Source organism: Vibrio sp. 2433-A1, assembly GCF_056726085.1.
Window position 1 is genome coordinate 155,656 of the sequence record NZ_JBRESC010000005.1, and the last position, 12,434, is coordinate 168,089.

11 protein-coding genes and 1 pseudogene are annotated in these 12,434 nt (G+C 43.4%); 5 read left to right on the top strand and 7 right to left on the bottom strand.

All coding sequences use genetic code 11. The features are described from left to right. Positions 1-7: 7 nt before the first annotated feature. A complete protein-coding gene (gene torC / locus ACU01J_RS07220; protein ID WP_481085064.1) occupies positions 8-1,192 on the bottom strand; it encodes a pentaheme c-type cytochrome TorC in 1,185 nt (394 codons plus the stop codon). Between the two features lie 50 nt (positions 1,193-1,242). Continuing rightward, positions 1,243-1,422 carry a trimethylamine N-oxide reductase system protein TorE gene (gene torE, locus ACU01J_RS07225; RefSeq protein ID WP_481085065.1) on the bottom strand — a complete coding sequence of 60 codons (180 nt, stop codon included), beginning with the start codon at positions 1,420-1,422 and terminating at the stop codon, positions 1,243-1,245. Positions 1,423-1,860: 438 nt separating this feature from the next. On the opposite strand from torE, the gene ACU01J_RS07230 reads away from it, so the two are divergent. Then, on the top strand, positions 1,861-2,643 hold the full coding sequence (locus tag ACU01J_RS07230) for an ABC transporter permease (protein ID WP_481085066.1): 783 nt from the start codon (positions 1,861-1,863) through the stop codon (positions 2,641-2,643). A gap of 404 nt (positions 2,644-3,047) precedes the next feature. On the opposite strand, the gene focA is transcribed toward ACU01J_RS07230, so the two are convergent. Continuing rightward, positions 3,048-3,890 carry a formate transporter FocA gene (focA, locus tag ACU01J_RS07235; protein WP_481085140.1) on the bottom strand — a complete coding sequence of 281 codons (843 nt, stop codon included), beginning with the start codon at positions 3,888-3,890 and terminating at the stop codon, positions 3,048-3,050. 496 nt (positions 3,891-4,386) lie between these two features. Here focA and ACU01J_RS07240 point away from each other — a divergent pair, with 496 nt between their 5' ends. After that, on the top strand, positions 4,387-4,620 hold the full coding sequence (locus tag ACU01J_RS07240) for a TIGR02647 family protein (RefSeq protein ID WP_481085067.1): 234 nt from the start codon (positions 4,387-4,389) through the stop codon (positions 4,618-4,620). An 83-nt stretch (positions 4,621-4,703) separates the two neighbouring features. On the opposite strand, the pseudogene ACU01J_RS07245 reads toward ACU01J_RS07240, so the two are convergent. After that, positions 4,704-4,808: pseudogene (locus ACU01J_RS07245) on the bottom strand (PACE efflux transporter); the annotation flags it as partial. Between the two features lie 354 nt (positions 4,809-5,162). On the opposite strand from ACU01J_RS07245, the gene ACU01J_RS07250 reads away from it, so the two are divergent. Beyond that, positions 5,163-5,984: an NAD-dependent epimerase/dehydratase family protein gene (locus ACU01J_RS07250; protein WP_481085068.1), complete on the top strand. Its 822-nt coding sequence runs from the start codon at positions 5,163-5,165 to the stop codon at positions 5,982-5,984. Between the two features lie 13 nt (positions 5,985-5,997). After that, positions 5,998-6,639, top strand: coding sequence for a YdcF family protein (locus ACU01J_RS07255; RefSeq protein WP_481085069.1), 642 nt, complete (start codon positions 5,998-6,000; stop codon positions 6,637-6,639). A 64-nt stretch (positions 6,640-6,703) separates the two neighbouring features. Here ACU01J_RS07255 and clpA read toward each other — a convergent pair whose 3' ends face one another. Continuing rightward, complete coding sequence (gene clpA / locus ACU01J_RS07260) at positions 6,704-8,974, bottom strand: ATP-dependent Clp protease ATP-binding subunit ClpA (RefSeq protein WP_481085070.1); 2,271 nt, start codon at positions 8,972-8,974, stop codon at positions 6,704-6,706. A gap of 41 nt (positions 8,975-9,015) precedes the next feature. Beyond that, the gene (clpS, locus tag ACU01J_RS07265; protein WP_126574452.1) at positions 9,016-9,336 is read right to left on the bottom strand and encodes an ATP-dependent Clp protease adapter ClpS; all 321 of its coding nucleotides are present in this window, start codon (positions 9,334-9,336) and stop codon (positions 9,016-9,018) included. Positions 9,337-9,798: 462 nt separating this feature from the next. On the opposite strand from clpS, the gene cspD reads away from it, so the two are divergent. Next, on the top strand, positions 9,799-10,020 hold the full coding sequence (gene cspD / locus ACU01J_RS07270; protein ID WP_134834476.1) for a cold shock domain-containing protein CspD: 222 nt from the start codon (positions 9,799-9,801) through the stop codon (positions 10,018-10,020). 163 nt (positions 10,021-10,183) lie between these two features. Here the strand turns inward: cspD and ACU01J_RS07275 are convergent, their stop codons facing one another. Beyond that, positions 10,184-12,409, bottom strand: a complete 2,226-nt coding sequence (locus ACU01J_RS07275; protein ID WP_481085071.1) for an NADP-dependent isocitrate dehydrogenase — start codon at positions 12,407-12,409, stop codon at positions 10,184-10,186. Positions 12,410-12,434: the final 25 nt, after the last annotated feature.

A 12,434-nucleotide genomic window follows, 5' to 3' on the forward strand; every position in this document is an offset into this window, starting at 1 on the left:
ACGCTTATTAGTGGTGGCCTTCAGCATAATCTGAAGAGTGCTTCTGTAGGTACTTCAAGATCAGTGCTTCGCTGTCTGTGTCTAGGTTAACGAATGCAAGCATACCGTCAAACATACCAGGCCATGTGTTCGCATCGAAGTGCGCTTCGTCAGGCTGCGTGTGACATACTGAACAGTTAGTTTTGTATGCTTCAGCTGATTTTTCCCATACAGGCGTAATGTCGTTCAGCATAGATTCTTTCTTGATCCATACAGTCGCCGCCACTTTTTCCCATGGAAGACCAGTTAGCTCATCCACTTTTTTCTCGCCAGTCGTAACAACGTTGCTGTCTGTTGATGCTTCTTTAAGTAGAGAAGCAACCGCAATGTTCTTACCAAAGTCTTCTTGGATTACACGACCAAAGCCTTTGGCTTTACGCCAGCCGTCAATTTCGATTTCAGCGTAATCGCCTTTGTCAGCAATCACTGTTACTGAAGACGCAGGGTTTAGTAGACCAGCTTCAGTCTTACCTTCAGCATCAAAGTAAACAGGTAAGTGACGCACGCTCACTAGCGTTTGACCAACATCGTATTTGGTGTTTGAAGCTAGACCTTCAAGATCGCCAACGATACCGCCGATGCTGTCCATGCCAGCTGGAAGTTTGTGTGCAATTCCTTTGTGACAATCAACACAGCTTTGATCTTTCTCAGCCGCTTGCTTCATTTGAATGCGAGCAGTAGGAGACATTTGCTCGAAATCCATAGATTCGTAGTTGTGACAATTTTTACACTCTAGAGACTTGTTCGCAGAGAAACGGTCCCATTCATGTTTAGCAAGTTCGATACGGCGTTCTTCAAACGCACCTGGTTCATCGTAGTTGCCAAATACTTGAGCGAATACTTCTTTAGAAGCCTGCATCTTACGTGCAATTTTGTCTGTCCAGTTATGAGGAACATGACAGTCAGGACATGTAGCACGTACACCAGAGTGGTTTTTCCAGTGAACGGTTTCTTGTAGTTCAACGTATACGTTGTCACGCATTGTATGACAGCTGATACAGAACTCTTCTGTGTTGGTCGCTTCAAGTGCTGTGTTAAAGCCACCCCAGAAAATAACACCAGCAATAAAGCCGCCCATAGTCAGCACACCAAGGCTGATATGAACTGCAGGACGCGTCATGGTGCGCCACAGCTTGATGATAAATGATTTCATAGTTTGCTCTCTTAAAATCTGTTCAAAAATGTGGAAATGAGCTCACTGGCTTACATGCCGTGCGCACCTGGAGGTCCTAAGAAGAATACTTGCATTGCCCATACAAGGAATCCGTAACCACCAACAAATGCCACACTCAACACAGGGAAGAGAACGACCGCGATGAAGAGGAATGACTTCCACTCCAAAGAGCGTTTTTCACCACTCTCGATTTTATTAACATCACTCATACATTTGCCTATTTTGTATCTAGTGTTATTTGGTTAGCTCTTATGGTTGAGCTAAATTTTTTCTATCTCTAGATGGAAATGTTAGACCATACTATAAGTAGGGTTCAATCAATTCCGACCCATCAGCCGTTGTTATTCAACACTTTTTTGAGCTCATCCAGAGATATGTTTAATTACATTTTTATGTGTAAACAAACCAAATCTTATGAACAATTGTTAACAGAAAAATAGCGACCAAAAACCACCATTCAGCACAACACTAAGTTAACAAATGCAACATCTACCACTTTAGAGGCACAGATATTACGAGCTAATTTTAGTCTATTTGTAACAAAGTTGTTTCTATATTTGAGGGAAAATCACTATTTTTGCAAAACTAAGGCATGGTGACTCGGCAGCAATATTCAGTACAATACTCTGATTGATGTAGGAGGATTTATGGAAAGCGTGGTCGATATACCTTGGCTTACATTAGCTTTATTTTTCAGTTTATTAGCGATTCCGCTCGTCATTAGTCAGCTCTACCAACTAAAAATCAGTAAAGAAATCTTGCTGAGTGTCGTTCGAATGACACTGCAATTGCTGCTAGTTGGGCTCTATCTTGAGTACCTATTTACCCTCAACAGCCCCATGATCAATATCGTCTGGATTGCACTGATGATGTTGATTGGCGCTAGTGCGATCATTTCCAAGGCAAAACTGCCAAGAAAGCCTATGGTCATGTCAGTTGTCATCGGTCTACTGTTAGGGCTGGTACCTGTCTTATCTATAATGACCCTCATCATTCATCCTACACCACTCTATAATGCGCAATACTTAGTGCCATTAGCTGGAATGTTGCTTGGTAACTCGATGAGTGGAAATATCGTCTCATTACAAAGCTTTTTTAGCGCTTTAGAAGAGAGGCAAGGGGAGTATGAAGCAGCGATTTCGCTAGGGGCATCTAAAGAGTACGCCACTTTGCCTTTTGTAAGAGAAGCGATTCAACGATCCCTCGCCCCGACGCTAGCAACAATGACCACCAGCGGTCTTGTCACCCTACCTGGAATGATGACGGGCCAAATCCTTGGCGGCGCAAACCCAATTGTCGCAATTAAATATCAGATAATGATCATGGTGGCGATCTTCGTCATGCTGTCTATTTCTATCACTCTTTCATTACGGATGACGGTACGAAATTGCATAAATAACCAAGGTAAGATCTTGGTTAGACTACTGTAATCTGCCAGTTCTTTTGTTCCATGAACAACGGATTAAAGATCTTATCCACAGATTCTGTGGATAACCGTGGTGATACTTCACAAACAATCTGGCGTACTGACTTGATCACCTAGGTAAAAAAAAAACCTTTGCATTCAGGCGCATATCGATTTATTTGCAAGACGTAATAATTTTGTCATTCTCCCCTTCTATTGTGTTCCCAATGCGAACAAATAGAGGCAATGACCATGTCTAGTAGTGTCGATAACAATGAATTAGGAGTGGTGAAGACAAATTCACCCGAGCTTCATAATTGGTTGATCACCACACCTGCTACACTGACTTCATTCGATGGATTAGAACTTTCTCCACAAACAAAAAAGACCCACCTAAGTGAGTCTTTTGAATCATCTCTTTACGTCTAATTAGTCGCGAAGGTAGATTAGCCAGTACCACATACCAACAAACACGCCACCGCCAATGATATTACCAAGCGTCACTGGGAGCAGGTTGTTGGTGATGAAATCGATCATGTTTAGATCCGCGTAGTCTGCGATGTTCGCGCCTGTCATTTGCCAAAACTCAGCCGGAGCAAAGTTCTTAATACCGATAGCCATCGGAACTTGGAACATGTTTGCAATACAGTGTTCGAAACCTGATGAAACAAACATTGCCACAGGTAGTATCAATACTATAATTTTGTCTGTCAACGTACGGCCACTGAAGGTCATCCACACCGCGATACAAACCAATACGTTACACATTACGCCCAGTGCGACTGCAGATAGGAAAGTGTGATGCATTTTATGCTGAGAGATAGCCATTGCATTTAAGCCGACTTGGCCATGATCAAACATGTATTGTTTGGTCAGCAACATACAAATGACTAGCAATAGTGCACCGACTAAGTTACCACCGTAAACCACAGCCCAGTTTTTGAATAGACATTTCCACGTAATCTTGCCACTCGCTCGAGCAACCAATGTCAAAACCGTACTTGTAAACAGCTCTCCACCTGTTACAACAACCAATATCAAACCCAAACTAAATGCTAAGCCACCAAGCAAGCGTGAGACGCCCCATGACATATCGACAGCACCCGTCGTGACAATGGTGTAGAAAACGAATGCAATACCAATATGGATACCTGCCGATATTGCCAATAGAAAAGACTTCATTGGGTCTTTGGTTGCTTTGCTTACGCCAATTTCCGCTGCTCGCTCTGCCATCTGAGGAGGAAGTAAAGAATCAAACTGGTTTGTGTCAATCATTTAGAAACATTTCGTTACATGTGAATAGTGGGCGCAAATAATTACGTGATTTGTGACCAAATTCAAGCGTTAATTGGTTGCGTTATACAAAATGTTTTTATTATTAAAGAAACTTTCTCTAATTGAATCAAAACACAAAGCTAAAATTAGATAAGTGAACCACATTGAATTAAATATTAGTTATATTATTCATTAACTTATAGATAAACAGGTCTAAATTTCTTTATCCAGCCACCACTTTAGGCCGATTATTCATAATAATTCAGTTTAATATGCAGTTTCGCTATTATAAGTGAATAACCATCCCCAACAGGGTAATTCTGATTAATCTTTGATTTGGGTCTAATCTGTTAGCATTCGATTACTCAGGCACCAAATAGCCTAATTCTTTTCTAGAAAGTAAGGGATGGCTAACACTTCTCAATGGATAAAGTTGCTGATTTCCAACATCCTGATTAAGTTGAGATAAGTACTTTCTACGAAGGAATTAAATATGAAACTTACGCCTGAATATATGTCTGAACTTAACCTTCTGCTTCAATTTGATATCAGCAGTGCTGCAACGGGGATTAAAGTTCACCATGATGCGTCCGAAGAAATGCAGGCGGCAGTGCAACGTCTTTATAAGAAAGGCCTATGCACGTTACCAGATGGCGGCTACCTGACTGATGAAGGTATTGAAATTGCAGAACATACAGACAAAATTCTAAGAGTTCTGTCTAGCTAAACAACTCCGAGTATAGCTAAATCAGAGCTTGGTGTCCTACCAAGCTCTTGTCACCTTTGTCGCGCTCCCCCTATTCTATTCAATTACGACACACTTTGGTTCTGAATCCAACGCTGATAAGGCTGAATACGATCATAGCCCCAGTTAAATGCGGTCGCATAAAAGAAGAAAAACACCAAGAAACCGGCTTATAACAATAAGGTCAGTAATATTGATCAACTAACTTTGCACCGTCAGCTATTAGTCAGGTCAAAAAATAGCAAGACCAGTAGCTTTCAAAAAGCCTATAGCCCTGACATTTGGTATGCTGATAATTACTACATGTTAAGAGAGTTGGTACAAAAAGGATTTGGTTGGGGTGTACTACCAAAACATATCGCCAATTATGGACTTAGAGAGAGTGGCATTGTGCGTCTCCCTGCTGAGTTTGAGAATTTAAGCTGGCACGCGAATGTCGATATTATTCAACACCCAGCGTTTAGCTCTCACCCTATCCATGCGTTCCTACGCTCCGAATTAAGACTACTATTAGGGAAATCGTCGTGAAACAGATAACCATTATCGGTGGCGGTTGGTTAGGACAACCACTCGCACAATGTCTTGATAACCTTGGTCACAAAGTCTTCGTGAGTCGCACTACCGCGCAAGGTGTCAACGAGCTCACAGCAAAACACTTGAGCGGATTTGAGTTCGACTTAAATGGAGAGTTCTCCGAACTGTCAACGTCACTCAACGCGCTGAATCCAGATATAGTGATTGGCTGCTTTCCTCCCGGTTTTAGGAAGGGCAAAGGCGACGAATATGCTCATCACTGGAACAAGCTGACCCAGATATGCCAACAAGTTGGCGTAGGTCGCTTGGTTATTGTCAGCTCGACCACGGTTTATCCTAACATCGCCCAAGAGATGAGCGAAGACCGAGCAACGTTAGCTTTGGCTCAAACGAGTGCAGACTTCAGCGATAACGCCAAAGTGATGCTCCAAGCAGAGCAATATCTGATTGATTCAGGTTTAAGCTACGGTGTTGTTCGCTGTAGTGGTCTTATTGGCCCTGACAGACACCCTGCCCGCTTTGTCTCCAAACTAAAGCAAGTCAGCAATCAGGCTCCAGCTAATATGCTCCATTTGCACGATGCTATTGGTGCAACAAGCTTTGTCGCTTTAAATGCTAGCAATGTCGTTGTCAATGCCACCACACCCAATACCGTCAGCAAAGCAGAGTTTTATCAGGCCGCTCTCGATCAATCTGCCAGTAATGAGCCACTTCCTCCGATTACAGAAACACCTGACAAATGCATCGTGGCCGATCGATTGATACAATTGGGATACCATTTCCATTTCCAGCATACGTTAGAAACGCTTTGAGAAGGAACATCGGATGAGTGACAAGAAGCTCTACCAGCATATCGAACACCTTTGGAACTATATGCAGCTAGATCATCAGTTAGAAAAATCAGACTGCATTTTTGTGCTGGGCAGCAATGATGTACGAGTTGCAGAGCACGCTGCGAATTTGTACTTACAAGGCTGGGCAGACTGGCTAATTTTTTCCGGTGGAGTCGGTCGATTAACGCAAGGGACATTTGAAAGTAGCGAAGCGGAAACTTTTTCCGCTATCGCTCAAACGATGGGGGTCCCCCATCATGCAATTCTCATTGAAAATCAAGCCACTAACACTGGTGAGAACGTTCGATTCACTCACCAACTGCTCAAAGAGCGAAGCATCGAGCTCAATTCATTTATCTTGGTCCAAAAGCCTTATATGGAAAGACGCACTTTAGCCACGTTTGAAAAACAATGGCCGAGTCCGTATCAACTTGTCTGTGTCACCTCACCTAAGCTTTCATTCTGCGATTATTTCAATGATGAGATTGATATTGAAACAACCGTTACAGCGATGTTGGGAGATTTTCAACGTATTAAAGATTACCCGCAGCTTGGATTTCAAACTGAGCAAGTGATACCTCAATCAGTCGAAGATTCCTATAAAGCTGTTAAGCCCTATTTTGAACAGACCTAAAAGGCCCTATACCTGATACAAAAAAGCCAGAGCAGTTGCTCTGGCTTTGTCATATTATTATCTCTTAATGAATCGCTGCTTCTTTCTCACTGAGATATTCGAACTTCAGTTCATCATCTTTCAAATGCACTTTCACCGTACCTCCATCAACTAGCGAGCCAAACAATAGTTCATTCGCCAGCGGCTTCTTGAGCTGCTCTTGAATCGCTCGTCCCATTGGACGGGCTCCCATTGCTTTATCGTAGCCTTTCAGAGCTAGCCAATGGCGAGCATCATCAGAGACTTCAAGCGATACACCACGAGCATCAAGTTGAGCTTGAAGTTCGACAATAAACTTATCCACTACCTGATGAATAACTTGCTCATCCAAGCTGTTGAACCAAATGATATTATCAAGTCGGTTACGGAACTCCGGTGTGAACACTTTCTTGATCACTGACATCGCATCATGGCTGTGATCTTGTTGGATCAGACCGATCGATTTCTTCTCAGTTTCCTGAACACCCGCGTTGGTAGTCATTACAAGGATAACATTGCGGAAGTCTGCTTTTCGACCATTGTTGTCCGTTAACGTACCGTTATCCATCACCTGAAGAAGTAGGTTGAAGATATCTGGGTGCGCTTTCTCAATTTCATCGAGTAGTACAACAGAGTGAGGATGCTTGATGACCGCATCTGTCAGTAGACCGCCTTGATCGTAACCAACGTAACCCGGAGGTGCACCAATCAATCGGCTCACAGAATGACGTTCGCCATACTCAGACATATCAAAACGAAGCAGCTCAATACCCAACAACTTAGAAAGCTGAACGGTCACTTCCGTTTTACCCACACCAGTAGGGCCAGCGAATAGGAATGAACCAACCGGCTTGTGATCAGCGCCTAGGCCCGCACGAGTTAGTTTGATCGCCTCGCTTAGCACGTCAATGGCATCATCTTGACCAAATACCAGCATTTTCATCTTCTCATCAAGATTCTGCAGAATCTCTTTGTCTGAAGAAGAAACGGATTTTTCAGGAATACGCGCCATTTTAGCGACCATCGCTTCAATGTCAGCAACACCGACTGTCTTCTTACGACGACTCGCTGGTGCTAAACGGCTACGAGCACCCGCTTCATCAATCACGTCAATCGCCTTATCTGGCAAGTGACGCTCGTTAATGTACTTCGCTGATAGCTCTACCGCAGCACGCAATGCTTTGTTGGTGTAACGAACCTCGTGGTGCGCTTCGTATTTCGGCTTCAGACCAATCAAGATTTTAGTGGTGTCATCAAGCGATGGCTCAACCACATCAATTTTTTGGAAACGACGAGACAGTGCGCGTTCTTTCTCAAAGATCGTGCTGTACTCTTGGTAAGTCGTTGAACCAATACAACGTAGTTTACCGCTACTTAGCAATGGTTTAATGAGGTTAGCCGCATCAACCTGACCACCCGACGCAGCACCCGCACCGATGATGGTATGAATTTCATCGATGAACAGGATTGCATCGTCTTCTTTCTCTAGCTGTTTCAAGATCGCTTTAAAGCGCTTCTCGAAATCACCACGGTACTTAGTACCTGCCAGTAAAGAACCGATGTCGAGCGAATAAATTACGCTATCAGCGATGATGTCAGGCACTTGTCCTTCAACTATGCGCCACGCTAGACCTTCAGCGATTGCCGTTTTACCGACCCCCGCTTCACCAACAAGTAGTGGGTTGTTTTTACGACGACGACATAGAACTTGAATAGTACGTTCGAGCTCTTTATCACGGCCAATAAGTGGATCGATCTGCCCTTGCTTTGCAATTTGGTTCAAATTGGTGGCAAAGCTCTCTAGGCGATCTTCAGAACTGTTCTCTTCCACAGCTTCACTACCAAATGAATCTGAGGAACCTGCATCTTCATCGGCATTAGACGCTTTAGTTATGCCATGCGAGATAAAGTTCACAATATCTAAACGGCTTATATCGTTTTTCTTTAGCAGGTAAGCAGCATGAGATTCTTGTTCGCTGAATATCGCGACTAATACGTTAGCACCGCTCACTTCGCTACGCCCAGAAGACTGAACATGAAAAACGGCGCGTTGAAGTACACGTTGGAAGCTCAAGGTAGGTTGAGTTTCACGTGTTTCGTCATTTTCGGGAATAAGTGGGGTTGTTTGATCAATGAATATGTCAAGCTCACTGCGCAATGCGTCAATATCCGCTTGGCAGGCTTGCAGGGCTTCTCTAGCAGCATCGTTTTCCAACAATGCTAACAGGAGGTGCTCGACAGTCATAAACTCATGTCGTTTGTCTCTTGCGCGAGCAAATGCGCCATTCAGACTCGACTCTAATTCTTTATTCAGCATAAGTACCTCCTTTAAGAACAACTAAGTTGCTCAAACAAGCGTTAGACTTGTTCCATTGTACAAAGCAAAGGATGCTCATTCTCTTTAGAATACATGGTAACTTGCGCTACCTTAGTCTCAGCAACTTCGGCAGTATACGTGCCACAAATTGCCTTGCCTTCATAATGCACCTGGAGCATCACTTGCGTCGCTTTGTCGATATCCATAGAAAAAAAACGTTCTAGGATTTCAATCACAAAGTCCATTGGGGTGTAGTCATCGTTGTTAAGTACAACGTTATACATGGACGGTGGCTTTACTTTGGTTTTCTCTAACTCCAGTAGATCAGAATCTGGAGTAACCCATTCAAAATGTTTGCTCATGGCTTTTCGATGTTGATGTTGAACTTTATTAATTTTACCACTTCATGAAGCGAAAGTTTTGAATTTAGCTCTTACTATTTAGAACAAAATGCGACAAAAATATTTTGTTCTTACTTAGAGACTAATGCAGCATTTGAGTCGCTGCAAATAAAAGATTTCTATCAAACGACAACATCTATCTAATTGATTAAAAAGAAACCAAAATCCATTCGCCAAATCAATTAATGCCTGTAAAGTAACCATCCATTAGTAACAAAAATGTAAACCTCAAAAGTGAATTGTTTGTAAATATGTAGACCGTAATACCTTTTTCCTATTGACTGCGCCATATCATTAGCTACATTGGTCAAATAGTGACTGAAAATTTGGCAGCGGCTGAATGGAAATTCACTTTCTGTTTACAAGGAAACAACGTAAACGCCTAAACAACGTCAGTAACAAAATGCATGAGGGATGTATAGCATGGCTACAGGTACAGTAAAATGGTTTAACAACGCCAAAGGATTTGGTTTTATCTGTTCAGAAGGAGAAGATGGAGATGTGTTCGCGCACTATTCGACGATCAAAATGGATGGATACCGTACTCTGAAAGCGGGCCAACAAGTTAACTTTGAAGTGGAAGAAGGACCTAAAGGCTACCACGCCAGCTCTGTGGTACCTGTAGAAGCTCAACCAGCAAAATAATCGCTGCCATAATAGATGCCAACCTCAATACGTAAATGATCCTTTCATTCGTAAAAATCACTTACTTATCCAGATTGGTATAACAGACTCTTTTTATCAGTTGTAAAGATCATAAAAAAACCCGCCTTTCGGCGGGTTTGTTTTATCTATCAATCAAGCATGATTAAGCATTGATGATGTCGTTTAGCGTAGCGCTTGGACGCATCAATGGTGCCACTTTTTCAAATACTGGCGCATAGTAACCACCCAGTTCACCGGCAACACCTTGCGCATCATTAAGTTCAGCAACAATCTTCTCTTCGTTTGAAGCAAGTGCTTCAGCAATTGGAGCGAACTCAGCGGCTAGCTCAGCATCTACTGTTTGCGCTGCGAGAGCTTGTGCCCAGTAAGTCGCTAAATAGTAGTGGCTACCACGGTTGTCTAGCTCACCAACACGACGCGATGGCGACTTGTTGTTATCTAGGAAATCACCCGTTGCTTTATCTAGTGCATCAGCAAGTACTTGCGCTTTAGCATTACCTGCAACTGTGCTTAGGTGCTCTAGTGATGCTGCTAGTGCAAGGAATTCACCAAGAGAGTCCCAACGTAAGTGGTTTTCTTTCTCTACCTGTTGAACGTGCTTAGGAGCAGAACCACCAGCACCTGTTTCAAATAGACCGCCACCGTTCATTAGTGGAACGATCGAAAGCATCTTCGCCGATGTACCTAGTTCTAGGATTGGGAACAAGTCCGTTAGGTAGTCACGAAGTACGTTACCTGTTACGGAGATTGTGTCTTGACCGTCTTTGATACGAACTAGCGAGAACTGACAAGCTTCTAGTGGAGCAAGAATCTTGATTTCTAGGCCAGAAGTGTCGTGCTGTGGAAGGTATGCGTTTACTTTCTTGATTAGCTGAGCGTCGTGTGCACGGTTTTCATCTAGCCAGAATACTGCTGGAACACCTGTTGCACGAGCGCGTGTCACTGCAAGCTTAACCCAATCTTGGATTGGCGCATCTTTCACCTGACACATACGGAAGATATCGCCTTCCTCTACTGATTGCTCTAGTAGTACTGTACCTGATGCGTCAACAACACGTACTGTGCCCGCAGCATCTAGGATGAACGTCTTATCGTGTGAACCGTACTCTTCTGCTTTTTGAGCCATTAGGCCAACGTTTGGCACACTACCCATCGTTGTAGGGTTGAATGCACCGTGCTCTTTACAGAAATCGATAACAGCTTGGTAGATACCCGCGTAGCTACGATCAGGTATCATCGCTTTAGTATCTTTCTGCTTACCATCTGGGCCCCACATTTGGCCAGATGAACGTAGCATCGCTGGCATAGATGCATCAACAATGATGTCACTTGGAACGTGTAAGTTCGTGATACCACGATCAGAATCAACCATAGCTAGTGGAGGCTGAGTTTCGTAAACCGCTTGTAGAGCCGCTTCGATTTCTTCTTTTTGAGCCACTGGAAGAGCTTGGATCTTAGCGTACACGTCGCCGATACCGTTGTTTACATCAACACCGAGCTTCTCAAATACGTCACCGTATTTTGCGAATACGTCTTTGTAGTAAACCTTAACCGCATGACCAAAGATCACTGGGTCAGACACTTTCATCATGGTTGCTTTCATGTGAAGTGATAGCAGAACGTCTTGCTCTTTCGCTTCAGCGATTTGCGCTTCAAAGAACTCTACTAGCGCTTTCTTGTTCATTACTGAACAGTCGATGATTTCTTTGTCTTGGAGTGGGAAAGCACCTTTCAGCTCTTTCACTGCGCCGTCAGCAGCAACGAATTCAATCTTAACGTCTGTTTCGCCTTCAACTGTGTGCGATTTTTCACTACCGAAGAAGTCGCTATCAGTCATGCTAGAAACGTGTGATTTAGAGTCTGCAGACCATGCGCCCATTGAGTGTGGGTTCTTCTTCGCATAGTTCTTAACAGACAGCGGTGCACGACGGTCAGAGTTACCTTCACGCAGTACTGGGTTTACTGCACTACCTTTGATTTTGTCGTACGTCGCTTTGATCGCTTCTTCTTCGTACGTGCTTGGCTCTTCGGGGTAGTTTGGTAGGTTGAAACCTTTATCTTGAAGCTCTTTAATGGCTGCTTTTAGCTGAGGAACAGATGCCGAAATGTTTGGCAACTTAATGATATTCGCTTCTGGAGTTTTTGCTAGTTCACCTAGTTCTGCAAGTGCATCACCAATGCGTTGCTCGTCAGTTAGGTGCTCTGGGAAATTAGCAATAATACGCCCAGCTAGAGAGATATCACGAGTGTCAACATTGATGCCTGAAGAAGCAGTAAACGACTGAATAATCGGTAATAGTGAATACGTCGCTAGCGCAGGTGCTTCATCAGTAATAGTGTAAATAATTGTAGGTTTTTCTGTAGGCATGAAATTTCCCTATTGTTCTAACCGG